Raw genomic sequence first — 24,764 nt, forward strand, 5'->3', positions numbered from 1 at the left:
GGGTTTCTGAGTGCAGCCAACAAAGAGGCAGCTTGAAGGATGAAGTGTATTGCGATTTTGTTACATTCGTTACATAACTGCGCCTGGATGATTGCCAGCGCTGCGCTGGCAGGCATCATAGACGCTATTGTCAGGCAAGAGAGCAATATCATGATTCATGTTGTGCTGGTGGATGACCATGTGGTGGTGCGTTCCGGCTTTGCGCAATTACTCAGTCTCGAAGACGATCTCAACGTCACCGGTCAGTTCAGTAGCGCGGCGGAGGCCTGGCCTGCATTACTGCATGATGACGTCAACGTCGCGGTGATGGACATCGCCATGCCGGATGAAAATGGCCTGAGCCTGCTAAAACGACTGCGGGCGCAGAAGCCCGGTTTTCGCGCCATTATTCTCAGCATTTATGACTCGCCGACGTTTGTACAAAGTGCACTGGATGCTGGCGCCAGCGGCTATCTGACCAAACGCTGCGGACCCGAAGAACTGGTGCAAGCGGTACGGTCGGTGGGTATGGGCGGGCATTATCTGTGCGCCGATGCGCTGCGGGCGTTACGCGGCGGCGAGCAGCCCGCGCAGGTCCTGGAGGTACTGACCCCGCGCGAGCGCGAAGTGTTTGATCTATTGGTCAAAGGCGACAGCGTGAAAGAGATTGCCTTTAAGCTCGATCTCAGCCACAAAACGGTTCACGTCCACCGCGCGAACGTGCTGGGCAAATTGCAATGCCACAGCACTATCGAGTTGGTGCATTTTGCCCTCGACCACCAGCTACTGACGGGGCATTAATGTCGCGTAACCTTCGTCATTGGGTAATCTCCCTGTTTATTCTGCTGGCCTGGGGATCGGGCTGGTTGATGCTGTGGACGCTGGGGTTTTACCTGACCCACAACGGTCAGCAGGCGGCATTATTCCTGCCACACGGGGTCTATCTTGCACTGTTGATTCTGCTTTCTCGCCGCTACTGGCCCGCGCTGGTGCTGCCGCCGGTACTGATGCTGTTCTGGCTGCACAGCGAGCAATTATTGAATGGCTATATTTTGCTGGTAGCCCCATTAATTAGCCTTCTTCCGGCAAGCATCGGTCAGTCATACTGGCACCGCTTCCCCCTGTACTGGCAGCGCTTAACGCTGCTGCTGGCCGCGGTAACAATTACCTCATTGCTTAATACCGCCCTGCTGTCACCGTTTATCGCAAGCCCGGCAACGTTAATTGGCCTGGCGTCGTTTACCGGCGGCGTGCTGCTGACGCCGTTTGTCTATCTGATCTATGAATTTCTGCGCCAGCAGCACCGTTATCATTTGCTCGGGTTGGATACCACCAATCCCCCGCTGCGCACCTCGCTTATCATCTGGTGCAGCCTGTTTTTTATTATTGGCATTGGCACGCAGATGGTACTGTCGCCGGATATCGAGCGCCTGCTGCTGATCGTGGTGTTTTTACCAAACGTGGTGATGGCATGGAAATTCGGCTGGCAGGGCGGCGTGTTGTCTGGATTGCTCGGCAGCATGATGATCACCATCGCCCGGCAGATAGGCGTGGGGTTCAGTAATCTTCTTGAACTGGAGATTTTTCTCGCGACGCAGGCGTTGCTGGGTATTGGTCTTGGCATCGCCATCAGCCGCCAGCAGCATCTGGCGCAAAACTTGCACCATTATCGCCAGCGTCTGGAAGCCGAACTGGCGGCACGCCGTGCGCTGACCGAACAGCTGATTCGTACCGAGGAAGACACGCGAAAAAGTTTAGCGCGTGAACTGCATGACGAAATAGGCCAGAACATCACCGCCATCCAGATTCAGACGCAACTGGTCAAACGCGCGCCGGGTCGCGAGCAAACGCTTGAGGCGGCGAATCAGATCAACGATCTTGCCCGGCGCATTCACCACTCCACCCGCCAGCTTCTGCGCCAGTTGCGCCCGCCCGCGCTTGATGAACTGTCTTTCAAAGATGCGCTGTATCATCTGGTGAATGAATTTGCCTTTGCCGAGCGGGGCATCCACTGCCGATTTAATTACCATCTGGAAAATACGCCAGAAAATGAAACGGTGCGCTTCACGCTGTATCGCCTGATGCAGGAACTGCTCAATAACATCTGTAAGCATGCCGATGCCAGCGAGGTATCGATTACGCTACGCCAGCGGGAACACCGTCTGTCACTGGAAGTCGATGACAACGGCGTGGGTATCCTCCCGGAAAAAATCCCCGGTTTCGGTATCCAGGGCATGCGTGAGCGGGTAAGCGCCCTCGGTGGCGAACTCACGCTGGAATCGAACCACGGCACGCGGGTAATTGTTAACCTGCCCACAAATTTGCAACAAACCAGCCGCTAACCAGGAAAAAGTCTTAGTCACTGCGGACTTTCTCTCATCCCCTTTTGCTTTCACTTTCCTATAGTCAGCACAAACGGAGACCGCCATGCACGCACGCGAAACAGACCAACAATACCGGACGCTACGTCCACAATTGCTGATGTGTATGGTGATTGGCTACGCCGCGTTTTATCTGACGCGCAAAAGCGTCAACTATGTACTCCCGGCGCTGCAAACGGATCTGGGGCTGGATAAAGGCGATATCGGTCTGCTGGGCTCGCTGTTTTATCTGACCTACGGCCTGTCGAAATTCGCCGCCGGATTGTGGCACGACAGCCATGGGCAGCGCGCGTTCATGGGAATCGGCCTGTTCGCCACTGGTGTTTTGAACGTGGTGTTCGCCTTTGGTGAATCGCTGACGCTGCTGCTGGCGGTCTGGACGTTGAACGGATTTTTCCAGGGCTGGGGCTGGCCGCCCTGCGCCCGCCTGCTGACCCACTGGTACTCGCGCAACGAACGCGGCTTCTGGTGGGGTTGCTGGAATATGTCGATCAACATCGGCGGGGCCATCATCCCGCTGATTAGCGCCTTTGCCGCCCTCTGGTGGGGCTGGCAGGCAGCGATGCTGGCACCAGGGATAATCAGCATGGCGTTAGGTATCTGGCTCACCCTGCAACTGAAAGGCACGCCCCTGGAAGAGGGATTACCGACAGTTGGAGAGTGGCGGCACGATCCGCTGGAGCTACGTCAGGAGCAGCAGAGCCCGCCGATGGGGCTGTGGCAAATGTTACGCACCACCATGCTGAAAAATCCGATGATCTGGCTGCTTGGCGTGTCGTATGTACTGGTCTATTTGATCCGCATTGCGCTCAACGACTGGGGCAACATCTGGCTGACGGAAAGCCACGGCGTGAATCTACTCAGCGCCAATGCCACGGTGATGTTGTTTGAAGTCGGCGGCTTGCTCGGCGCGCTATTTGCCGGATGGGGATCGGATCTGCTGTTCAGCGGTCAGCGCGCGCCGATGATATTGCTGTTCACGCTGGGGCTGATGGTCTCCGTCGCCGCCCTGTGGCTGGCCCCGGTGCACCACTATGCGCTGCTGGCAGTCTGTTTCTTTACCGTGGGCTTTTTTGTGTTTGGCCCGCAGATGTTGATTGGTCTGGCTGCTGTCGAATGCGGACACAAAGCGGCGGCAGGTTCAATCACCGGTTTTCTCGGGCTGTTCGCCTATCTGGGGGCCGCGCTGGCGGGTTGGCCGCTGTCGCTGGTCATAGAACACTACGGCTGGTCGGGAATGTTCAGTTTGCTCTCGGTTGCCGCTGTTTTTATGGGTTTATTGCTGATGCCATTGCTCATTGCGGGCATTACCCCTTCTCTCAGTCAAAGGATAAAACAATGAAACTGACGCTTACCTCTACCCTGATTGCCTCCGCTCTGACGCTGGCGGCCTTCAGCAGTGCGACACAAGCTCAAGGACGTCTGGTGGTGTATTGCAGCGCCACCAACGAGATGTGCGAAACCGAAACCAAAGCCTTCGGCGACAAATATGATGTGAAAACCTCATTTATTCGTAACGGCTCCGGCAGCACGCTGGCGAAGGTCGATGCCGAGAAGAAAAACCCGCAGGCGGATGTGTGGTACGGCGGTACGCTGGATCCACAATCCCAGGCCGGCGAAATGGGCCTGCTGCAGCCGTACAAATCACCTAACCTCGCGCAGATCATGGAGAAGTTCCGCGATCCCGCAAAAGTAAAGGGTAACCTCTCCTCGGCGGTGTATGTCGGTATTCTGGGCTTTGGCGTTAATACTCAACGCCTGAAAGAGAAAAACCTGCCGGTACCGAAATGCTGGAAGGATCTGACCAAACCAGAATACAAAGGGGAAATCCAGATTGCTGACCCACAGAGTTCAGGCACCGCCTACACCGCGCTGGCGACCTTCGCCCAGCTTTGGGGTGAGGATCAGGCTTTTGATTACCTGAAACAGCTCAACGCCAACGTCTCCCAGTACACCAAATCCGGCATTGCTCCGGCGCGTAATGCCGCCCGTGGCGAAACGGCGATCGGCATTGGCTTCCTGCATGACTACTCGCTGGAAAAAGAACAGGGCGCCCCGCTGGAGCTGATCTCCCCGTGCGAAGGCACCGGCTATGAAATTGGCGGCGTCAGCATCCTGAAAGGCGCGCGTAACCTCGACAACGCCAAACTGTTCGTTGACTGGGTGCTGTCGAAAGACGCCCAGGAGTTGGCATGGAAGAAAGGTAAATCCTATCAGATCCTGACCAACACCACCGCCGAGACCTCGCCGAACTCGCTGAAGCTCGACGACCTGAAGCTTATCAACTACGACATGGATAAGTACGGCTCGACCGACGTACGTAAAGCCCTGATCAATAAGTGGGTTAGCGAAGTAAAGATGGGTAAATAAGCCCACGTTGCGTTCATTTGCCGGGTGCGGCGTAAGCGCCCGCCCGGCCTGAAATACCGGAACCGCTATGTCACACACACTTGCACTCCATCCCGTGAAAAAACGGGATGCGATATTTCTTTGGGTTTTGCTCGGCTGGCTGGCGTTTGCCCTGCTGCCAAGCTGGAGCCTGGACTACGGTCTGCTGGAGTCGACGGGCGAAGAAATTCTCGCCGCCTACGGCTGGTCACAATTCAATATCAGTTGGTTATGGTATCTGCTACCGAGCCTGCTGCTGGTACGCCCGTTCCATGAAGCCAGACGCGAACAGCGCGGCCGCCATTATCTTGACGCAGGCTGGGCATTCTTCTGCATGGCCTTTATCGTCGCCAGCGCCACGCTTGAAGGTCGCGGCTTAGGCTATGCCACCATCGTGCTGTTTGTGGCGCTGGGCGCAATTATGACCCTGGCGCTTACCCGTCTTGAATGGCTGGGCGGCGACCGTTTTGTCATCGGCTCGCTGACCGCGATTGTCGCGCTGATCGGTATTTTTATCGTCTGGCCGAGCATCGCTATTTTCATTCCGATGTTCACCAACGACGCCGGGGAATTTGCGCCACTGGCGTTTATGAATGTGCTGTCGCAGGCGCATATCATTCAGGTGATCCTCAACTCGATTATGCTGTCGATTGCCGTCGGCGTCGGCTGTACCTTCTTTGGCCTGGTGCTGGCTATCTACACGACCCGTATCGCCAGACGTAGCGCCATCATCGGACGTATCTTCTCGATTCTGCCGATCGTTACCCCGCCGTTTGTCGTCGGTTTAGGCGTTACGCTGATGATGGGTCGCTCTGGTTACATCACCGAATTTATGGTCGACTGGTTCGGCTTAACCAACACCAACTGGCTGTACGGTTTTACCGGCATCTGGCTGGCGCAGGTGCTGGCCTTTACGCCGATGGCGTTTATGATCCTCGACGGGGCGATCAAGACCATTCATCCGTCGCTGGAAGAAGCGTCATACACCCTGCGTGCCAGCCGCTGGCAGACCTTTAACGGCGTGTTTGTCCCGCTACTGAAACCGGCGCTGGCGAACGCCTTTTTAATTGTGGTGGTACAGTCGCTGGCCGACTTCAGTAACCCGCTGGTGCTCGGCGGTAACTTCGACGTGCTGGCAACGCAAATTTACTTCTATATCACCGGCTCGCAGCTCGATTATCAGGCCGCCAGTACGCTGGGCGCGTTCCTGCTGCTGTTCTCGCTGCTGGTATTCTGTGTGCAGTACATGTGGATCGGCAAGCGCTCCTACGTGACGGTCTCCGGTAAATCCTACCGGGGCGACGTCCAGCCGCTGCCAGTGACGCTGGTGTGGAGCGTGGTTGCGCTGCTGGCGGTGTGGATTGCCTTTAACGCCCTGCTCTACGGCAGCATTTTCTACGGCAGTTTCACCGTTAACTGGGGCGTGGACTACACCCTGACGCTGGCGAACTTTACCAAACTGTTCGGTCAGGGGATGAGCGACGGCGCGTGGCCTTCACTGCTCGACACTCTGCTCTACGCCGGGATTGCCGCGCCGATCACCGCGATCTTTGGTCTGCTGATCGCGTGGATTGTGGTGCGCCAGCAGTTTAAAGGTAAAAAAACCATCGAGTTCACCACCATGCTGTGCTTTGCCGTTCCTGGCACCGTAGCGGGCGTGTCGTACATTCTGGCCTTTAACAGCGCCCCGGTGTACCTCACCGGCACCGCCGCCATCGTGATTATCTCAATGGTGATGCGTAACGTGCCGGTCGGAATTCGGGCGGGCATCGCGGGCTTAGGCCAAATCGATAAATCGCTGGATGAAGCCTCGCTTAGCCTGCGTGCCGGTTCCCTGCGGACCATTACGCATATCCTGCTGCCGCTGCTGCGCCCAGCGATCCTCTCGGCGCTGATCTACAGCTTTGTGCGCGCCATTACCACCGTCAGCGCCATTGTGTTCCTTGTGACGCCGGATACCCGCGTGGCGACGGCCTACATCCTCAACCGCGTGGAAGACGGCGAGTACGGGGTGGCGATTGCCTACGGTTCGATTCTGATCGTGGTGATGCTGGCGATTATTTTCATCTTTGACTGGCTGATCGGCGAATCACGTACCTCCCGTTCAAAAGCTAAAAACCAGGCGTAATGGAGCGCACTATGACTCAGAAAAATTTCGTTGAACTGCGCAACGTCACTAAACGATTTGGCAGCAACACGGTTATCGACAACATCAACCTCACCATTCCGCAGGGGCAAATGGTGACGCTGCTCGGCCCCTCCGGCTGTGGCAAAACCACCATTTTGCGCCTTGTCGCCGGGCTGGAAAAACCGAGTGAAGGCCAGATTTTTATTGATGGCGAAGACGTCACCCATCGTTCCATTCAGCAACGCGACATCTGCATGGTGTTTCAGTCGTATGCTCTGTTTCCGCACATGTCGCTGGGAGAGAACGTCGGCTATGGCCTGAAGATGCTTGGCGTGTCGCGCAGCGAAGTGAAGGCACGGGTGAAAGACGCGCTGGCGATGGTCGATCTGGAGGGGTTCGAAGAGCGCTATGTCGATCAGATCTCCGGCGGTCAGCAGCAGCGCGTGGCACTGGCCCGCGCGTTGATCCTCAAACCGAAGGTGCTGCTGTTTGATGAGCCGCTGAGCAACCTGGACGCCAACCTGCGTCGCAGTATGCGCGACAAGATCCGCGAGCTTCAAAAGCAGTTTGATATCACCTCGCTGTACGTTACCCACGATCAGAGCGAAGCCTTTGCGGTTTCCGATACCGTACTGGTGATGAATAAAGGACACATCATGCAGATCGGTTCGCCACAGGAGCTCTATCGTCAGCCTGCCTCACGTTTTATGGCGAGTTTCATGGGCGATGCCAACCTGTTTCCGGCCACCTTTAGCGCAGGATACGTTGATATCTACGGCTATCGTTTGCCGCGACCGCCGCACTTTAACGATCACGGAGAAGGGATGGTCGGCGTGCGCCCGGAAGCGATCACGCTCAGCGATCGCGGCGAGGAGAGCCAGCGCTGCGCGATCCGCCATGTCGCCTATATGGGCCCTCAGTATGAAGTCACGGTGGAGTGGCATGGACAGGAGATCTTGTTACAGGTCAACGCCACGCGCCTGCAGCCGGACGTCGGCGAGCAGTATTACCTCGAAATCCACCCGTACGGCATGTTTGTGCTGGCAGATGCGGCATAAGGTTTTGTTGCTTTGTAGGTCGGATCAGGCGCTTGTGCCGCCATCCGGCAATGCCTGATGCGCTGCGCTTATCAGGCCTACAGTGAACGATGTAGGCCTGATAAATTCTCAGCTTCACGCTTTTAGCGCGGCAATATCTTTCGGCGTGGTGCGACAGCACCCGCCGATCAACCGTGCGCCAGCGGCCTGCCACTGCGGCAAATAATCCGCCAACTGCGCACAATGCTCACTGTGATGATGCCAGGTTTTGTTTGCCGCATCATAATGCTCGCCTGAGTTTGGATACACTACCAGCGGCAGCGCCGTTAAGCCGTGCAGATGCTGCAATGCGGCGGTGGTCTTTTCCAGCGCAATACAGTTGATGCCTAACGCCACCACCTGCGGATAACCCGCCAGCAACGCCACCACGTCACGCAGCGGCGTACCGTCGCTCAGGTGCTCGCTGTCGCGCAGAGTAAACGAGAACCACGCCCTGGCACGCGGATACGCGGTCAACAGCTCAGCCAGCGCGCCAATCTCGGTAAAATTCGGCAGGGTTTCACAGGCCAGCAGATCGGCCCCGGCATCCAGCAACGCTTCCACGCGCGGACGGTGAAACGCCTGAAATTCTTCAGCGCTACGTTGGTAATCGCCACGATACTCTGATCCATCCGCCAGATACGCGCCATAAGGCCCGACGGAGCCTGCCACCAGCAGCGTACCCGCCTGCGGGTTCTCAGCCAGCCAGGCTTCACGCGCTTTACGCGCCAGCTCCACGCTTTTGCCAATCAGCGCTTTCGACTGCGCTTCATTCAGGCCGCGCGCGGCAAAACCTGCCGGCGTGGCCTGATAGCTGGCGGTGATCGCGCATTGCGCCCCCGCCCGGAAATAATCAAGATGCACTTCGCGGATAAGCTGCGGATTTTCGACCAGCACTTTGGCTGACCACAGGCTGTCTGCTAAATCACAACCGCGCGCTTCCAGCTCCGTCGCCATCGCACCATCCAGTAACAGGAAATCCTGTTTGTCGAGGATGGCGCTTAACGGATTATTCTGCGACATGTTCTGGCTCCTGTTTTGACGGAAATAAGCCCTCACACTATCACAGCCATACCCGCAAGGCTCCGCGCTCACCCGCAATTATGGCGATGCGTCAACTCTGCATCAGACGATCGCTTAAGCACCGTTAGCCGGAATCGACATCTGCGATTTACGGCTCATCAGGATAAATACCGCCAGGCCCGCCAGCAAAATCCCCGGCGCAGACGCCGCCATCACGCCCACCGTTCCAGTGCCCAGCGCTAACATTTTCCCGGCCAGCAGCGGGCCGCTCATCGCGCCCAAACGTCCGACAGCAACGGCGGTGCCCACGCCTGTGGCGCGGATCTGCGTGTTGTAAAATAACGGCGCCAGCGCATACAGCACGCTTTGCCCACCAGTGGCAAACATCCCCGCCACAAATCCCGCCATCAGCATGCCGCTGAATGTCGATACTGTCCCCAGCGCCAGCAGCGAAGCCAACATCCCGGTGTAGATCAGCAGCGACATCACCACCGGACGCAGTTTGTCCATCAACGCCCCGAGAATTAACGTCCCGCTGGCTGCACCGATTTGCAGAGCAAACATCACGCCTGCCGCCTGCGAGGGTTGAAATCCCTGCTCCACCAGCAGCATCGGCAGCCAGTTGATCAGCATATACACCACCAGCAGGGTGAAGAAATAGCACAGCCACAGCAGCAGCGTAGCGCTCGCTGCTGCTGGCGCAAACAGGGCGCGCAACGGCGCGGCAGCTACCTGCGTTTGTTGGGTATAAACCTGCGATTCCGGCAACCAGCGCATCAACAGCGGAACCAGCAGCAGCGGGATCACCCCGCCAACCCAGAACACCGTTTGCCAGGCGGAGGCGAGACCGCTAAACCCAAGCGCCGCCGCTAACGCCGCGCCAATCGGCACGCCGCAGTACATCAGGCTCACCGCCGTGCCGCGAAAACGTGGCCCCGCCGCTTCGGAGGTCAGCGCGATCAGATTCGGCAATGCCGCGCCCAGCCCGACGCCGGTCATCAGACGGGCAAATACCAGCGATGAGAAATCCCAGGAAATCGCCGTCGCCAGCGAGAACAGGCCGAACAACGCCACGGAGGCAATGAGAATGCGCTTGCGGCCATAGCGATCGGCCAGCATACCGCCCACCAACGCGCCGGGCAGCAGCCCGAGAATACCGGCGCTGAAGATCCAGCCCATCTGCATTTTATCCAGCGCAAACGCCTGAGCGATACCGACGGCAGCGATCCCGGCGGCCTGGAGATCCAGCCCTTCCATCAGGGCGACTAAAAAACACAGCCCGACGGTCAACGTCAGGCGCCAGGATGCGGGGGTACGGGTAGTCATAAGATGTACCTCTGAGGTCACGATGCAGGTGAATCGCGGCTGATACGTTGCCAGCCGCGTAATCATTTTTATTTGCTGTGGCGCAGATCCAGCGCCACGTCGACGATCATATCTTCCTGGCCGCCCACCATTCGGCGCTTGCCCAGTTCAACCAGAATATCAACCGCGCTCAGGCCATAACGCGCCGCCGCCACTTCACAATGACGCAGGAAGCTGGAGTACACCCCGGCATAGCCCAGCGCCAGCGTTTCGCGATCCACCCGCACCGGGCGGTCCTGCAGCGGACGCACCAGATCGTCGGCAGCATCCATCAGCGCATACAGATCGGTGCCATGCTGCCAGCCGAGCTTATCCGCTGCAGCGATAAACACTTCCAGCGGCGCATTGCCCGCGCCTGCGCCCATCCCCGCCAGGCTGGCGTCGATACGATCGCAGCCCTCTTCCACCGCAGCAATCGAGTTCGCCACACCGAGACTGAGATTGTGGTGCGCATGCATTCCGGTTTCCGTCTCCGGCTTCAGTACCGCTTTCAGGGCGCGGAAGCGGGCGCGAATATCACTCATGTTCATCGCCCCGCCGGAATCGACCACGTAGATACAAGTCGCGCCGTAGGTTTCCATCAGCTTCGCCTGCTGCGCCAGATTTTCCGGCGTGGTCATGTGGCTCATCATCAGAAAGCCGACGGTATCCATACCCAGCTCGCGCGCATACTGAATATGCTGGGCCGACACGTCCGCTTCGGTGCAGTGGGTCGCCACGCGTACCACCCGCGCCCCGGCCTGATACGCATTTTTCAGGTCGTGAATCGTACCGATCCCCGGCAGTAACAGCGTGGCGATCTTAGCGTGCTGCACCACGTCTGCCGCCGCTTCAATCCACTCGAGATCGCTGTGCGCGCCAAAGCCGTAGTTAAAGCTGGAACCTTGTAAACCGTCGCCATGCGCCACTTCAATAGAATCGACCCGCGCATCGTCCAGCGCTTTCGCAATCTGGCGCACGTTTTCCAGCGAATACTGGTGACGAATGGCGTGCATACCGTCACGCAGGGTCACGTCAGAGATATAGAGTTTTTTACCGTTCATGCTGCTTCTCCTGACTGACGGGTGAGTGACTGCGCCATCTTCTCAGCGGTCGCCAGCGCGCTGGAGGTCATTATGTCGAGGTTGCCCGCATAGGCAGGTAAATAGTGCGCCGCGCCTTCCACTTCCAGATATACCGCGGTTTTCAGCCCGGAAAACTGGCCGATACCCGGCAGATTCACCGGTTTATCCTGCGGGATAACTTCAAACTGTACGCGCTGTTTCAGGCGATAACCCGGCACATAGGCCTGTACCGCCGCCGCCATCTCGTTGATAGACGCTTCAACTTCAATCTCGGAGGCCGCTTCGCTTAGCACATACACTGTGTCACGCATCATCAGCGGCGGTTCGGCCGGGTTGAGCACAATGATGGCTTTACCTTTTTCGGCGCCGCCGACCACTTCAATCGCCTTTGAGGTGGTTTCGGTGAACTCATCAATATTGGCGCGAGTGCCCGGTCCCGCAGATTTACTGGCGATCGAGGCAATAATTTCGGCGTAATGGACTTTTGCCACGCGAGAGACAGCCGCCACCATCGGGATGGTCGCCTGCCCGCCGCAAGTCACCATATTGACGTTCTGCTGATCAACGTTAGCCTCCAGATTCACCACCGGCACGCAGTATGGACCGATCGCCGCGGGCGTCAGGTCGATCAGGCGGATCCCCGGTTTAATGGCGCGCAGCGCGGCGTCGTTCTTCACATGTGCGCCCGCGCTGGTGGCATCAAACACGATGTCGATATCGGCAAATTCCGGCATGGCGATAAGCCCTGTCACCCCTTCATGGGTGGTGGCAACGCCCATACGTCTGGCGCGCGCCAGACCATCGGATTGCGGGTCAATACCGACCATCACCGCCATCTCCAGATGCACACCGTGGCGCAGAATTTTAATCATCAAATCGGTGCCGATGTTGCCGGAGCCGATAATGGCGACTTTACGCTTACTCATGACTGACTTCCTTTTGTAACCGCCGCTGAAAAAGTGGCGGCAACTGAACCAATACCGTCGATATGGGCTTCAAAACGATCGCCCGCATTCACTGATACCATCGGGCCTAACGCCCCGGTGAGAATGATGTCCCCCGCACGCAGCGGCTCGCCGAGGCTGGCCATTTTGCGCGCCAGCCAGACGGCGGCGTTGATCGGATGCCCCAGACATTCGCTGCCGCGCCCGCTGGAGACCTCTTCGTTATTGCGCGTCATTTTCATTGCGCAATTTTTCAGATCTAACCCGGCCGGACGCTGCGCCGGCCCGCCGACCACATACACGCCGCAGGAGGCATTATCCGCCACGGTATCAACAAACTTTATTGACCAGTCGCGGATACGACTGCCGACCACTTCGAGCGCGGGCAGCACCCACTCTATGGCGTTATATAGCTCATCAAAAGTGGTGTCGGCATTGGGTAGATCGCGGTTCAGCACCAGCGCAATCTCCGCTTCAATACGCGGTTGCAGTACACGTGAAAACGGAATGGTGTCGTTATCGCCGTAGCACATGTCGGCAAACAGCGTTCCGAAGTCTGGCTGATCGACCCCCAATTGCTGTTGCACTTTCGGGTGCGTCAGCCCCACTTTGCGCCCAACCACGCGCCGCCCGCGCGCCACGTTGTCCTGCACGTTGATGCGCTGAATGGCATAGGCCGCTTCGGCATTGTCCACGCCAATCAGTTCACGCAGCGGGGCGATAGCTTCTCCTTTTTCCTCTGCCAGGCGTAAATCGGCGGCTAACTGCTCAAGATTAAGATTCGTCATGTCCGTTCCTTAAGGGCGTGCGAGGAAGTTCAGCACCAGTTGGTTAAAGGCATCCGCATGTTCCCACTGCGCCCAGTGCCCGCAGTCGCGGTAGATGTGCAGTTCAGAACCGGCAATCCCGGAGAGCAGGCGCAGGCCGGCGTCCATCGGCACGAACCGGTCGTTGCGGCCCCAGACAATCAGGGTCTGGGCCTTGATTTCACCCAGACGCGGGCTGAAGTCCGGGAACTGTTTCGGGTTGGCTTCCAGACTCTGGACAAAGTTGTCCAGGTGATCGCGGCGCGACAGCATGTTATTCAGGCGCGCCTCAAACAGCGCTTCAGTCAGGTCACTGGTGTCGAAGACAAAAATCTCCATCATCAGCTTCAGATTTTCGATGGTCGGCTCACGATATAGCTGATTCAGACGCTTGATGCCTTCGGTCGGCATCGGGGTAAACAGGCTCATGCCGCCCGTTCCACCGCCCATCAGCACCAGCTTGCCCACGCGCTCCGGCCAGCTCAAAGTAAACGCCACTGCACTGTGGCCACCCATTGAGTTGCCCAGCAAGTGGATTTTCTGAATATCCAGTTGATCGACCACGCTTTTCAGAATGCGAGCGTTGAGATCGGATCGTGACCCGCGGTTAACGATCCCATCGCTTTTCCCCCAGCCAGGACAATCCAGCAGGATCACCCGGTATCCGGCCTCAACCAGCGGATCGATGTTGCGGCTGAAGTTCGCCCAGCCCGTCGCGCCAGGACCTGAGCCGTGCAGTAGCACCACGGTCTCTTCGCCCTGCCCACAGTCATTGAAATGCGCGCGTAAGGTTTCGCCTGCTTCCTGCACCTCCAGAAAACGGCTGGTGGCGGCTTCGGTTTGCGGTTGGTAAGTCATGTTCTTCTCCTGCATATTCAGTTCTGTTTCAGTTCTGTGTGGTGGCGCTCAGGGAGCCGAATCCGGCGATCCACTCCGGGATCGGGCGATAATAACGACCTTCGCTGCGCCAGTTGCCAAAGGCAGAAATGGCGGCGAAGGCGGCAACCCAGGTTTTCACTTCGTGCGTTGATTTGCCCGCCATCGCGGATAGCTCTTCATTGCTGACCGCGTCCAGTTCCTGCCAACGTCCCTGCTCAAGCAGGGTCATAAAGCGGTTATCCCAGACGGGGTTAAGCGGGTGCAGCGTGTGCTGGTCTTGCACAAATTTCTCGGCGGCGCTGATCACTCGCTGCTGGCGCAATTCACGCTCGTTTTCGGGTAACTGTTTGCCGCTGCCGAGCAGGCGGTCGCGCATATGGGCATCGGCCTTTGCCAGCTCCGGCACCGGTGGCTGATGCGACAGGCCGCCGGAACCTAAAAACAGCACGCGTTTATTCAGCGAACTGGCGAAACGACCAATGGCTTCACCGAGCATGCGGGTACGCTGAAAGCCCGGCAGCGGCGTGGCGACGCCGTTAATAAACACCGGTAATACCGGGACCTTATCCAGACCGCCGAGCAAAAACTCCAGCGGCTGCGCAAAGCCGTGATCGACCTGCATGTTGTAGGACACGGCAAGATCGATACCGCTTTTCATCACCGCATGGGCGCAGGCCTCAGCGAGATCGGTGGGCACCGGCAGTTCCCCGGCGGCGCTGCCGAAATCGCCGATTGCGGTGGCCCCTACGCCTAAACAAAACGGCGGCATCACATCGTAGAAAAAACCGTTGTAGTGATCGGGGGCAAACAGCACCACCAGCTCAGGATCGAACGCCGCAATACGTGCGCGGGCGCTGGCGATCACGCCGTTAACTTCATCGAGCACGGCCTGCGCCGGGTCGACATAGCCCACCAGCGGCGAGTGGGAAAGACAGTGAAGATAAGCGTGCATATCAGGCTACCTTTTCAACAGGAAGATCGGTATTTACGCGGGTGAGCGTCATCACCGACGCCAGTTTATTCAGGGTGTTGCCCAGGGTTTGCGGAATAGCGATGGCGGCGACAAAGCGGTCCGGGCGCATCACCACCAGCGCGGCATTGTGTTGGGCAAACCACGCGCGCAGACGGTTTTGCGTATCGCCAATGCGGGTAACGCCGTCATGGTTATCCTGATCGGTATGTATCTGCGTATCCGGCACCACCTGGATAAACCGCGTCCCCAGCGCCTGCCACTGCTGGATCTGCGCTTCACTCATGCCCCATAGCGGATTACAGCCCCAGCCAATCACCGCGAAATTCGGGCCAATGACGTTATCGAGCAACGTCACTTCGCCGGTTTCCAGCGTGACCTTCGGCTGGATAAACATCTTGCCGACTGGCGAGGTTTTCGCGTCACCTTCACGCACCAACGCCCCGATGTGGTACTGCGGCATCGGCTTAAAGCGCATTTCAAGGAAGTAACGTTTGACCGGCGGAATGTAGTTCAACAGCCAGGAAACTCCGTCGCGCACCGCGCCGTGCCAGCGTTTTGGCGGCGCCAGCACGTTGCCTGCGGTAACCGACAAATCGATCATCGCTTTGGCATGATCGCGGCGCTCCTGCTGGTAGGTATCCAGCAGCGCATCACCGGCTTTGCCATTAATCACCAGCGCCAGTTTCCACGCCAGATTGAAGGCATCGCGCATACCGCTGTTGTACCCCTGCCCCTGCCAGACCGGCATAATGTGCGCCGCGTCGCCCGCCAGCAGCACACGGTCAATACGAAAGCGTTCGGCCAGCCGGGCGTTATGGGTGTACACGCGCTGGCGGATCAGCTCGACGTTATCCGGGTTCGGCAGCACTTTGCTCAAGAGTTGGCGCATATTCTGCGGCTCGCTAAGCTGGGCTTCGGTTTCCCCCGGCATCACCATAAATTCAAAGCGGCGCACCGCATGCGGCAGCGCGGCAGAAACATACGGGCGCACCGGATCGCAGCACAGGTACACATGCGGCGTACTCAGCGGATCGTTGGCGATATCCACTACAATCCACTGATTCGGCGCGGTTTTACCTTCAAATGGCACATTCAGCGAGCGCCTGACGTTGCTGGCGCCACCGTCGCAGGCCACCAGCCACTGGGCCTTCACCGTTTCCCGCTGGCCGTCCGGCGCTTTCAGGTTCAGCGTCACTTCACCATTTTGCTGGCTGAAGGCTTCCAGTTCGCGAGAAAACAGGCAACGCACGTTGGGGAAACGCGACAGCCCTTCCAGCATCACCGCATCCACCTGCGGCTGAATGAACGCATTGCGGCGCGACCAGCCAAATTCGTCGGTCATCGGCTGGATATCGGCAAAGCAGCGGCCTTTCGGGGTAAGAAAGCGCATCGCGTGCCACGGCGTGGTATGTGGCAAAACGTTCTCGACCAGACCAACGGACTGCATGGTGCGCAGCGCTTCATCGTCAATACCGATGGCGCGGGGATAGTCGATCAGCGTGTCGAGCTTCTCTACCACCAGCACCTCAATGCCCATCTGGCCAAGATAGTTCGCCATCATCAGCCCTACCGGGCCGGCTCCAGCAATCGCTACCTGCGCGGTGTGCTGCACTGCGGGTTGGATATCAGGATTTATAGTTGTCATTTCAGAACCTCACTACTCGGACAAAACGCAATTGCAGGCCCTGGTGAGGCGCAATTTGTTTTGTTAAAAATATGTGAATAGTTTTTATTGTGCGGTCAGTATAGAAGTGAGTTTTTGCGCTACAATCAAAACATGCCTGGATGTGCACTAAGTGCACAACGTTGTTTTACCTATATATTTGTCAATGAATATGAAAAGTGACGACGGTACCGAATACAAAACCGTGCGCGGGTTAACGCGCGGGTTAATGTTATTAAATATGTTAAATCGGCTTGACGGCGGGGCCAGCGTTGGCCTGCTGGCAGAGCTGAGCGGCCTGCACCGCACCACGGTCAGACGTCTGCTGGAAACGTTGCAGGATGAGGGTTACGTCCGGCGCAGCCTGTCCGATGATAGCTTTCGCTTAACCATTAAAGTCCGTCAGCTCAGCGAGGGATTTCGTGACGAGCAGTGGATTTCTGCGCTCGCCGCCCCGCTGTTGGGGGATTTGCTGCGCGAAGTCATCTGGCCGACCGACGTGTCCACGCTGGACGTTGACGCGATGGTAGTGCGTGAAACCACCCACCGCTTCAGCCGCCTGTCGTTTCACCGGGCGATGGTCGGACGTCGTTTACCGCTATTAAAAACCGCATCCGGCCTGACCTGGCTGGCATTTTGCCCGGAGAATGAACGTCAGCAACTGATTGAAATGCTTGCCTCAAGACCAGGAGAAGAGTTCCAGTTAGCCCGCGAACCGCTAAAGCTCGACGCTATTCTGGCCCGCGCACGTAAAGACGGCTTTGGACAGAACTATCGCGGGTGGGATCAGGAAGAAAAAATCGCCTCCATCGCCGTTCCCATCCGCAGCGAACAGCGGGTTATTGGTTGTCTGAACCTGGTGTATATGGCCAGCGCCATGACCATCGAGCAGGCAGCGGAAAAGCATCTTCCGGCCTTACAAAAAGTGGCGAAACAGATAGAGGACGGCGTGGAGTCACAAGAGATTTTGGTTGCCGGGAGGTGAAGTAGATCACATTTGTTGGCGGATTATCCAAAGCTTAAATAACCTTCCGCATTCCCGGTCTCCTTTAACGAGACCGGGATACAGAACAAAAAAATCGCCAGATTCGCTAGTTAAAGCTACATTGAATTCAGAACCAACTGGTATGACCACACAGATAAGGCTCAATGAATGAATTCAATAATAATACCCGTAAATGAAGGCGGATTTCTGTCCGCCACGATTTGGGAAAGAAGCGATGCCAAAGCGATCGTTATTCTTCATCCAGCCACGGCGGTTGTACAGGCGTTTTATGAGGGGTTCGCAGAGTACCTTTTTAACCAGGGATTCAGTGTCGTCACTTACGATTATCGGGGAACGGGCCGCTCGAAATCCGGGAAGCTCCGTAGCTACAGCATCTCAATGTCAGACTGGATCGAGCAGGACGTGGGCTGCATTACTGCCTGGGCTAAAACGCGTTTTCCCGGACTTAACCTGCTGGCGGTAGGACACAGTGTCGGCGGGCATGCGGTTCTGCTTTCCACGGCCACTTCCGCCCTGCACGCGGCCGTCATTGTGGCCTCCCATGCCGGGGTAACGAGCACAATAAAACAAACGGCAGAGAAAGTGCGGGTCTGGTGCCTGCTGCGTGTTCTGGCCCCGGTTCTTTGCCGAATCTTCGGGTATATGCCTGCCAGGCGCCTTGGGCTGGGCGAAGATTTGCCAGCTCCAGTGATGCTTCAGTGGGGACGCTGGAGCGCAATGCCGGGTTATTTCTACGACGATCCAGACTGGGATGCACGCCAACGGGCAAGTGAGATAACCTTGCCTTTACTGGTGATGGGTTTTGATGACGACCCGTGGGCTAACCCTGAAGCCATTGCATCCCTGATGGAGCCAGTGCAAAACGCAAAAATCGAACATCGCGAAATTCGGCACGCAGATTATGGTCTTTCTTCAGTTGGACACATGGGCTTTTTTCGAACGCGGAGTGCGGATAAATTATGGCCTATCGTCGGTCAGTGGCTGGCGAGACAGAGCCAGAATTGAGCCAGCAGATATTTAATTTTATTTTCTGCCGTACTGTCAGGCCAGATATACTTTTTATAACAAATCTAATCGTTAAAAAAATCTGCCACAATGACAGATTTCTTTAATTTAGAATTAGAGATTTGCAACGTTATGATATACTTTTTGAACATCGTCGTCATCTTCAAGAGCATCAACAAGCCCTGCAAAGATTTCTAAATCTTCTGGCGACAGTTCAATTTCTGATTGAGCAATCATTTCTAATTCTGTTGTTGAAAACTCTGTAATTCCCGCTGCTTTTAACGCTGCAATGCCTTTGTGAAGGTCGGTAGACTCAGTATAAATAATGATATTTCCTTCGTCTTCGGTGACATCACGAACATCAACTTCAGCTTCAAGCAAAATTTCAAAAACATGGTCAGGGTCAGTGCCTTTAAATACGATTACACCAGTATTGTCAAACATGTAGCTGACAGAACCTGCCGCCCCGATATTCCCGCCTTTTTTATTGAAGATTGAGCGAATATTAGCAATCGTGCGGTTAACGTTTGATGTCAGGGTTTCAGCGATAATCATGGAACCGCTTGGGCCAAAACCTTCATAACGCCCTTGCATGAACGTTTCGTCGCTGCCACCTTTGGCTTTATCAATAGCTTTATCAATAACGTGCTTGGGAACCTGGGCTTGTTTCGCACGTTCAATAACGAATTTTAAAGCTGTGTTTAATTCTGGGTCTGGATCACCTTGTTTAGCGGCAGCATAGATTTCCACACCGAATTTTGAATATACTTTAGACGTTGCACCGTCTTTAGCCGTTTTTTTACCAACAATATTGGCCCATTTACGTCCCACTGGAATACACTCCCCGAAAATTTATTTACATTACGCGCAGATTAATAAACCGCGAGCTTTCTCCACCATATTATATCATGATGTGTAAATTCTCGTCTATGAGAAATGAAAATATCAAAACTTCATGAGCTGCTACTTTTATTTAATTAATAATTAACATTATGAATAGGTTATTACCAGACTCCCTGCTGGTTCTTTTGTTTTTATCCTAACTAATTGGACCACTGCAATAATAAGGACGCGAAGCCAGCGGCGGCTTCAGCAATTACATAAAGTGTTCTGCTCTGGGCGAGCGGTTTCTTGCATCCTCAGCGCTCAGAGCAACACTATCCGCATGGGGCAATGAATAACAGAGTTGCGGCACTTATCAGTCTGAAGAGCTTCAGACCTTAAGCAATTTTACTGTCGCATCGATGTCGATTTCATCTTCAGAGAAGATCAGCGTCGTACCCTGGAAAGTGGTGATAGCCAGTTTTTTCAGCTTACGCATTTCGCCTGGCTTCACCTCTGATTTCGGCCGGATGCTGTTCATCAGCACGCCGACAGACAGCACCGCGTTTTCTTTATCAATACGGGTTTCGACAGGAACTTCTTCACTGTATACCAGGTACGACTTGATCGCCGTGAGCTTCAGACGCTCGCCCGCGATATAGATGTATTTGCTGTCTGGTATGACTTTCACCGCATAGGCAGACAGACCTTTGTTGTTGGTGGTCGGTTCAAAGGTTACCGCCGCGTCTTTCTTGATTAGCTCAGGATTAGCAACCTTAATCACATGAAAATAGCGGTTATCGCCATTTTCATCTTTGATAAATCCAAAGCCTTTATCTTTAAACCACGTTGTGATTGTTCCGTTCATTGCTGTTTCCACCTGATTAAATCTAATACTCGCAGAGTATATCTACTGAATTTGCGCGCAGTGTAAAACACAGACCACGTCTTTGGCTACTCGTTACCCCAGCGATTGAGGAACTCCGCGATATCGTCGATACGCTGCGCGTCGACACCGGCCACGGTTGCCATCTCCTGCTGCGCTTCTTCGCTAATCTCTTCGTTGTTCATTAAACGGGTGATCAGTTGCTGGAAGTAGTGCGCCAGCGCATCGCGTTCGGCATCGTTTACCGGCTTTGCGGCTTCGGTCGCGTACTCGTCGGCGATATCATAATATTTTAGCGGAATGTCGTTATTCATGAGGTGCTCCGGGGTGAATGCGTGTGCCAGCAGTTGTCTGCCACGTCTGATGTGAATGATAGCATTGTTATTTCATGGTTCGCGATCTGTTTTATTGGCTGTTACACATTACATATATCAACACTATTTTCTGGAGCCGCTTCGCATTTAATTAATCTTTATTTATATATCTGTTTTTTTATTTAGGTCGGTACAATAGCAACAAATTAACCCGAGAGCTATAAAGTAAATATTCTATTACGTTAAATCTAATTACATTATCGGCCTCTGCAATTGGCCCAATCCCATCGCTAGTCGCCCATTTGCCCACATTCAACTTATGCACAACACTCTACGATGACACCACTGACCCAACACGTGGAGCAAACACCATGAACATCACGCAAATCCGTAACGCCACGCAGTACATCACCTTTGGCGGCAAGACCTTTCTAATCGATCCAATGCTGGCGGCAAAAAGTGCTTATCCGGGCTTTGCCGGAACGGCACGTGCGGAGATCCGCAACCCAACCGTTGATCTGCCCGTCGATATCGACACCCTGCTCAACGTTGACGCGCTGATCGTGACCCACCTGCATGAAGATCACTGGGATGAGGTTGCAGCACACGTCGTGCCGAAAGACAAACCGATTTACGTGCAAAATGAGCAAGATGCGCAGGTACTGCGAGATCAGGGTTTCACACACCTGATCGTACTGACGCACAACACCACGCTGGGCGACATCATCCTGCGTAAAACCGGCGGCCAGCATGGCTCAGATCGCGCTTACGCCATCCCGCAAATGGCGGAACGTTTAGGCGATGCCTGCGGGGTAATCTTTCAGCATCCGGCGGAAAAAACGCTGTATCTGGTTGGAGACACTATCTGGCGTGACGAAGTGGAAGCCAACATGCTGACTTTCCAACCGGACGTGGTGATTTTGAACGCCGGTTTTGCCCACGTTATCGGTTTTGGCCCAATTATTATGGGCGCAGAAGATGTACTAAAAACCCACTTCACCCTTCCCAACGCACAAATTGTGGCCACGCATATGGAGGCGATAAACCACTGTTTGTTGACCCGCGCCGCGCTGAAGTCATACGCCAGCGACAACCAGATTGCGCAATGCGTCAACGTGCCGGAAGATGGTGAAACCCTGACGTTTTAATATCCGCAGAGGAATCGTATGCAGCCGCTTACCGTCGCTATTGTCGCCGTGGAAGATTTCAGCCCGTTTCACTTCTCGGTGCCGTGCATCATTTTCAGTGACAAAGTAGCGGCGAAAAAGCGCTTCGACGTGCAATTGTGCGCCGAACAGCCCGGTATTGTTTCCTCGCAGGACGGTTTCTCGATTAACGCAGCTCATGGCTATGAAGCGGTGGAGGCAGCCGACATCGTGGTAATCCCTTACTGGGGCACTACCGCACATCGCCCGCCGCAAGGGTTGCTTGATGCGCTCAACCACGCCCGACAAAACGGCGCGCAAATTGTCGGGCTGTGTCTGGGCGCATTTGTCCTCGGCTATGCCGGTCTGTTGGATGGCAAACGGGCTGCCACGCACTGGGAGTTCGAGCAGGATTTTCAGGCCCGCTTCCCGGCGGCGCGTGTGGATATCAACGCTCTGTATGTGGATGACGACGGTATTATTACCTCAGCAGGCACTGCCGCCGCGCTGGATTGCTGTTTGTACGTGATCCGCCAACGTTTTGGCAGCACGGCAGCGAATCAGATTGCGCGGCGGATGATTGTGCCGCCGCATCGCGAAGGTGGTCAGGCACAATTTATCGAACAGCCGGTGGCGAAAAATACCCAGGATCAGCGCATAAATGCCCTGCTTGATTATTTACGCCTGCATATCCACGAGCAGCATAGTATCGATGAGCTGGCGCAGCGGCTGATGATGAGCCGTCGCACGTTAACCCGTCACTTTATGAAAGCCACCGGATCGAGCGTGGCAGAGTGGTTGATTGTCGAGCGTCTTCGCCGCAGCCAGGCGTTACTGGAGTCCAGTCAGTTGCCCGTTGAACGCATCGCCGAACAGGTCGGTTTTCAGTCGCCGGTCACCTGGCGTCAGCATTTTAAATCTCATTTCGGCGTCAGCCCCGCCGAATGGCGCAAAACCTTTCGCGGCATTTAGCTTTTTTTCGCCAGCCACACCGTGTGCCCTGCGCATTCCGGATCTTCCATCACCATCTCGACCACCGCAAAGCCATGCGCTGACAACAATGCGCGGTATTCGTCCGGCGCGAGGCTGGCGTGAAATAGCGGCTCGCCTTCAAATTGCCCCATCGCAATGCCGTTCCCGGTACCGCTGGTAAACATCAGCGCGCTGCCGGGATGGCTAAGCCGGTCAAAGATCGGGAACATCTTTCGTTGGTCTTGCTGGGTTAAATGGAAAAAGCTGTCCCACGCGATCAGGCCGTCGAACGTCTCGTTAAGTACCAACTCCCGCATATCTTGCTCCAGCCAGCGCTGCGCGGGAAAGGATTGCCGGGCGCGGGCCAGCATCGCTGCGGAACCATCAATCCCTGTGAGCTGAAAACCTTGCTGGATAAAATACCCGGCAATCGGCTGACCATTCCCGCAGCCAATATCCACAATGCTGCCCTGCCCGCCCATCACGGTGATGAACTTATCCAGCCAGCTTTTCTCGAACAGTGTACGAGAGCGCTGACTAGCAAAGGCATCCGCATGACGTCGGTAGATGGACAGAATGTTGTTTGCCGCAACGTCGCTCACGATGTACTCACTTTTTTATTCTGTTAATAATCACGACGATAAATCCTCCGCTGCCAGAGACGCAACCCTGGAATGCGCCTCGCAGAACCCATGCGCAAATCCCCCAAAACTGTTCCGCTGTGGCATCATAGCGCGTAGAAAACATCATGACAGGGGTGATAAACGTGAAACCGGTAACGCTATACGATGTGGCAGACCATGCAGGAGTCTCTTACCAGACCGTCTCGCGCGTCGTAAATCAGGCCAGCCACGTTTCTGCAAAAACCCGACAGAAAGTTGAGGCCGCGATGGCGGAACTCAATTACATCCCTAACCGCGTCGCACAGCAACTGGCAGGTAAACAGACGTCGCTTATTGGCGTCGTGACGGCGAATCTTGCCCTGCACGCCCCTTCACAAATCGTTGCCGCCATAAAATCCCGCGCCGACCAGTCCGGTGCCAGCGTGGTGATCGCCATGGTCGAGCGCAGCGGCGTTGAAGCATGCAAAGCCGCGGTCCACAACCTGCTTTCCCAACGCGTAACCGGACTTATCATTAACTATCCGCTGGATGAAGAAGACGCCATTGCCGTGGCTGCCGCCTGCGGTACGGTGCCGGTGCTGTTTCTCGATGTCTCTGACCAGACGCCAATTAACAGTGTGATTTTCTCCCATGATGACGGCGCACGCCTTGGCGTTGAACATCTGGTACAGCACGGACATCAGCGTATCGCCCTGCTGAGCGGGCCGCACACTTCGGTTTCGGCAAGGCTTCGGCATGCGGGGTGGCATAAATATCTGGCGTACTACCAGTTGCAACCCGTCGCGGAGCTGGAAGGCGACTGGAGCGCGATGTCTGGTTTTCAACAAACACTGCAACTGCTCAATAGCGGTAATCTCCCCACCGCTATGCTGGTTGCTAACGATCAAATGGCGCTGGGCGCGATGCGGGCAATCAGCGAGTTCGGCCTGCGGGTGGCGATGGATATCTCGGTGATCGGCTACGATGACACAGAAGACAGCGCCTGCTACATTCCACCGCTAACCACCATCAGGCAGGATTTTCCATTATTGGGTGAAACCAGCGTCGACAGGCTGCTGCAACATCCCCATGGCGAATCAACCGAGGGCAACCAACTGCTGCCCGTAACTCTGGTGAAGCGCAAAACGGTTCTGCCTCCTGATACGCAAACCACCTCTCCCCAGGCGCTGGCGGATTCACTCATCCAGCTTGCGCGGCAAGTTTCTCAGCTCACACCCAAAATGTGAACGCATAACAATTATGTGAGTCAGTTCACTCATTAAACGCCCCATCCTTTACAGCCGGGAGCGCTTATCCGTATTTTGATTGAAATTGTGAGCGAA

Annotated in this window: 23 protein-coding genes; 11 read left to right on the top strand and 12 right to left on the bottom strand. The window is 55.7% G+C overall.

The annotated features are described in order from the left end of the window. Positions 1–150 precede the first annotated feature (150 nt). The 6 genes from AC534G_RS19490 to fbpC all read left to right on the top strand — a co-directional run bounded on the left by AC534G_RS19490 (position 151) and on the right by fbpC (position 7,934). Positions 151–780, top strand: a complete 630-nt coding sequence (locus AC534G_RS19490) for a response regulator transcription factor (protein WP_038638064.1) — start codon at positions 151–153, stop codon at positions 778–780. Then, positions 780–2,321 carry an MASE1 domain-containing sensor histidine kinase gene (locus AC534G_RS19495; RefSeq protein WP_110498653.1) on the top strand — a complete coding sequence of 514 codons (1,542 nt, stop codon included), beginning with the start codon at positions 780–782 and terminating at the stop codon, positions 2,319–2,321. The genes AC534G_RS19490 and AC534G_RS19495 overlap by 1 nt, the downstream gene beginning before the upstream one ends. An 85-nt stretch (positions 2,322–2,406) precedes the next feature. After that, positions 2,407–3,702, top strand: a complete 1,296-nt coding sequence (uhpC, locus tag AC534G_RS19500) for an MFS transporter family glucose-6-phosphate receptor UhpC (RefSeq protein WP_110498654.1) — start codon at positions 2,407–2,409, stop codon at positions 3,700–3,702. Continuing rightward, positions 3,699–4,730, top strand: a complete 1,032-nt coding sequence (locus tag AC534G_RS19505; protein ID WP_038638056.1) for an ABC transporter substrate-binding protein — start codon at positions 3,699–3,701, stop codon at positions 4,728–4,730. The genes uhpC and AC534G_RS19505 overlap by 4 nt, the downstream gene beginning before the upstream one ends. A gap of 67 nt (positions 4,731–4,797) precedes the next feature. Then, the gene (locus AC534G_RS19510; protein WP_038638053.1) at positions 4,798–6,876 is read left to right on the top strand and encodes an ABC transporter permease; all 2,079 of its coding nucleotides are present in this window, start codon (positions 4,798–4,800) and stop codon (positions 6,874–6,876) included. 11 nt (positions 6,877–6,887) lie between these two features. Further along, positions 6,888–7,934, top strand: coding sequence for a ferric ABC transporter ATP-binding protein (fbpC, locus tag AC534G_RS19515; protein WP_110498655.1), 1,047 nt, complete (start codon positions 6,888–6,890; stop codon positions 7,932–7,934). A gap of 114 nt (positions 7,935–8,048) precedes the next feature. Here the strand turns inward: fbpC and mmuM are convergent, their stop codons facing one another. The 8 genes from mmuM to AC534G_RS19555 form a co-directional block, all read right to left on the bottom strand. Continuing rightward, a complete protein-coding gene (gene mmuM, locus AC534G_RS19520; RefSeq protein ID WP_110498656.1) occupies positions 8,049–8,975 on the bottom strand; it encodes a homocysteine S-methyltransferase in 927 nt (308 codons plus the stop codon). Positions 8,976–9,089: 114 nt separating this feature from the next. Next, complete coding sequence (gene mhpT / locus AC534G_RS19525) at positions 9,090–10,301, bottom strand: 3-(3-hydroxy-phenyl)propionate transporter MhpT (RefSeq protein WP_038643046.1); 1,212 nt, start codon at positions 10,299–10,301, stop codon at positions 9,090–9,092. A 68-nt stretch (positions 10,302–10,369) separates the two neighbouring features. Beyond that, on the bottom strand, positions 10,370–11,383 hold the full coding sequence (mhpE, locus tag AC534G_RS19530) for a 4-hydroxy-2-oxovalerate aldolase (protein WP_069323921.1): 1,014 nt from the start codon (positions 11,381–11,383) through the stop codon (positions 10,370–10,372). Beyond that, a complete protein-coding gene (gene mhpF / locus AC534G_RS19535; protein WP_038638040.1) occupies positions 11,380–12,330 on the bottom strand; it encodes an acetaldehyde dehydrogenase in 951 nt (316 codons plus the stop codon). Before mhpF ends, mhpE begins: the two co-directional genes overlap by 4 nt. Further along, positions 12,327–13,136 (bottom strand): 2-keto-4-pentenoate hydratase, encoded by an 810-nt coding sequence (mhpD, locus tag AC534G_RS19540; protein WP_069323919.1) that lies wholly within the window; start codon positions 13,134–13,136, stop codon positions 12,327–12,329. Before mhpD ends, mhpF begins: the two co-directional genes overlap by 4 nt. A gap of 9 nt (positions 13,137–13,145) precedes the next feature. Continuing rightward, complete coding sequence (mhpC, locus tag AC534G_RS19545; RefSeq protein ID WP_110498657.1) at positions 13,146–14,012, bottom strand: 2-hydroxy-6-oxonona-2,4-dienedioate hydrolase; 867 nt, start codon at positions 14,010–14,012, stop codon at positions 13,146–13,148. Between the two features lie 28 nt (positions 14,013–14,040). Beyond that, positions 14,041–14,985, bottom strand: a complete 945-nt coding sequence (mhpB, locus tag AC534G_RS19550; protein ID WP_110498658.1) for a 2,3-dihydroxyphenylpropionate/2,3-dihydroxicinnamic acid 1,2-dioxygenase — start codon at positions 14,983–14,985, stop codon at positions 14,041–14,043. A gap of 1 nt (position 14,986) precedes the next feature. After that, positions 14,987–16,651, bottom strand: coding sequence for a bifunctional 3-(3-hydroxy-phenyl)propionate/3-hydroxycinnamic acid hydroxylase (locus AC534G_RS19555; protein ID WP_038638028.1), 1,665 nt, complete (start codon positions 16,649–16,651; stop codon positions 14,987–14,989). 190 nt (positions 16,652–16,841) lie between these two features. Here AC534G_RS19555 and AC534G_RS19560 point away from each other — a divergent pair, with 190 nt between their 5' ends. Together AC534G_RS19560 and AC534G_RS19565 are read left to right on the top strand one after the other, a co-directional pair. Then, entirely contained in the window at positions 16,842–17,654 is an 813-nt protein-coding gene (locus AC534G_RS19560; RefSeq protein WP_051594508.1) for a DNA-binding transcriptional regulator, read from the top strand. A 168-nt stretch (positions 17,655–17,822) separates the two neighbouring features. Further along, positions 17,823–18,680 carry an alpha/beta hydrolase family protein gene (locus AC534G_RS19565; protein ID WP_087857015.1) on the top strand — a complete coding sequence of 286 codons (858 nt, stop codon included), beginning with the start codon at positions 17,823–17,825 and terminating at the stop codon, positions 18,678–18,680. 114 nt (positions 18,681–18,794) lie between these two features. Here AC534G_RS19565 and AC534G_RS19570 read toward each other — a convergent pair whose 3' ends face one another. The 3 genes from AC534G_RS19570 to AC534G_RS19580 form a co-directional block, all read right to left on the bottom strand. Beyond that, positions 18,795–19,511, bottom strand: coding sequence for a YebC/PmpR family DNA-binding transcriptional regulator (locus AC534G_RS19570; RefSeq protein WP_038638023.1), 717 nt, complete (start codon positions 19,509–19,511; stop codon positions 18,795–18,797). Positions 19,512–19,893: 382 nt separating this feature from the next. Next, complete coding sequence (locus tag AC534G_RS19575) at positions 19,894–20,370, bottom strand: cold-shock protein (protein ID WP_038638021.1); 477 nt, start codon at positions 20,368–20,370, stop codon at positions 19,894–19,896. Positions 20,371–20,456: 86 nt separating this feature from the next. After that, on the bottom strand, positions 20,457–20,702 hold the full coding sequence (locus tag AC534G_RS19580) for a YmjA family protein (RefSeq protein WP_069323914.1): 246 nt from the start codon (positions 20,700–20,702) through the stop codon (positions 20,457–20,459). Between the two features lie 371 nt (positions 20,703–21,073). On the opposite strand from AC534G_RS19580, the gene AC534G_RS19585 reads away from it, so the two are divergent. Together AC534G_RS19585 and AC534G_RS19590 are read left to right on the top strand one after the other, a co-directional pair. Next, positions 21,074–21,850, top strand: a complete 777-nt coding sequence (locus tag AC534G_RS19585; protein WP_110498659.1) for an MBL fold metallo-hydrolase — start codon at positions 21,074–21,076, stop codon at positions 21,848–21,850. Positions 21,851–21,868: 18 nt separating this feature from the next. Continuing rightward, positions 21,869–22,819, top strand: a complete 951-nt coding sequence (locus tag AC534G_RS19590; protein ID WP_110498660.1) for a GlxA family transcriptional regulator — start codon at positions 21,869–21,871, stop codon at positions 22,817–22,819. Here the strand turns inward: AC534G_RS19590 and AC534G_RS19595 are convergent. Continuing rightward, on the bottom strand, positions 22,816–23,421 hold the full coding sequence (locus AC534G_RS19595) for a class I SAM-dependent DNA methyltransferase (RefSeq protein ID WP_038638003.1): 606 nt from the start codon (positions 23,419–23,421) through the stop codon (positions 22,816–22,818). The two genes, AC534G_RS19590 and AC534G_RS19595, sit on opposite strands and share 4 nt — an antisense overlap. A gap of 155 nt (positions 23,422–23,576) precedes the next feature. On the opposite strand from AC534G_RS19595, the gene AC534G_RS19600 reads away from it, so the two are divergent. Further along, the gene (locus AC534G_RS19600) at positions 23,577–24,668 is read left to right on the top strand and encodes a LacI family DNA-binding transcriptional regulator (RefSeq protein WP_162620744.1); all 1,092 of its coding nucleotides are present in this window, start codon (positions 23,577–23,579) and stop codon (positions 24,666–24,668) included. Positions 24,669–24,764 lie beyond the last annotated feature (96 nt).

The organism is Citrobacter sp. CRE-46, assembly GCF_059615875.1.

Coding starts and splice junctions, on each gene's coding strand:
- AC534G_RS19490 (WP_038638064.1), top strand. CDS start 151: ATGATTCATGTTGTGCTGGTGGATGACCATGTGGTGGTGCGTTCCGGC.
- AC534G_RS19495 (WP_110498653.1), top strand. CDS start 780: ATGTCGCGTAACCTTCGTCATTGGGTAATCTCCCTGTTTATTCTGCTG.
- uhpC (WP_110498654.1), top strand. CDS start 2,407: ATGCACGCACGCGAAACAGACCAACAATACCGGACGCTACGTCCACAA.
- AC534G_RS19505 (WP_038638056.1), top strand. CDS start 3,699: ATGAAACTGACGCTTACCTCTACCCTGATTGCCTCCGCTCTGACGCTG.
- AC534G_RS19510 (WP_038638053.1), top strand. CDS start 4,798: ATGTCACACACACTTGCACTCCATCCCGTGAAAAAACGGGATGCGATA.
- fbpC (WP_110498655.1), top strand. CDS start 6,888: ATGACTCAGAAAAATTTCGTTGAACTGCGCAACGTCACTAAACGATTT.
- mmuM (WP_110498656.1), bottom strand. CDS start 8,975: ATGTCGCAGAATAATCCGTTAAGCGCCATCCTCGACAAACAGGATTTC.
- mhpT (WP_038643046.1), bottom strand. CDS start 10,301: ATGACTACCCGTACCCCCGCATCCTGGCGCCTGACGTTGACCGTCGGG.
- mhpE (WP_069323921.1), bottom strand. CDS start 11,383: ATGAACGGTAAAAAACTCTATATCTCTGACGTGACCCTGCGTGACGGT.
- mhpF (WP_038638040.1), bottom strand. CDS start 12,330: ATGAGTAAGCGTAAAGTCGCCATTATCGGCTCCGGCAACATCGGCACC.
- mhpD (WP_069323919.1), bottom strand. CDS start 13,136: ATGACGAATCTTAATCTTGAGCAGTTAGCCGCCGATTTACGCCTGGCA.
- mhpC (WP_110498657.1), bottom strand. CDS start 14,012: ATGACTTACCAACCGCAAACCGAAGCCGCCACCAGCCGTTTTCTGGAG.
- mhpB (WP_110498658.1), bottom strand. CDS start 14,985: ATGCACGCTTATCTTCACTGTCTTTCCCACTCGCCGCTGGTGGGCTAT.
- AC534G_RS19555 (WP_038638028.1), bottom strand. CDS start 16,651: ATGACAACTATAAATCCTGATATCCAACCCGCAGTGCAGCACACCGCG.
- AC534G_RS19560 (WP_051594508.1), top strand. CDS start 16,842: ATGAAAAGTGACGACGGTACCGAATACAAAACCGTGCGCGGGTTAACG.
- AC534G_RS19565 (WP_087857015.1), top strand. CDS start 17,823: ATGAATTCAATAATAATACCCGTAAATGAAGGCGGATTTCTGTCCGCC.
- AC534G_RS19575 (WP_038638021.1), bottom strand. CDS start 20,370: ATGAACGGAACAATCACAACGTGGTTTAAAGATAAAGGCTTTGGATTT.
- AC534G_RS19580 (WP_069323914.1), bottom strand. CDS start 20,702: ATGAATAACGACATTCCGCTAAAATATTATGATATCGCCGACGAGTAC.
- AC534G_RS19585 (WP_110498659.1), top strand. CDS start 21,074: ATGAACATCACGCAAATCCGTAACGCCACGCAGTACATCACCTTTGGC.
- AC534G_RS19590 (WP_110498660.1), top strand. CDS start 21,869: ATGCAGCCGCTTACCGTCGCTATTGTCGCCGTGGAAGATTTCAGCCCG.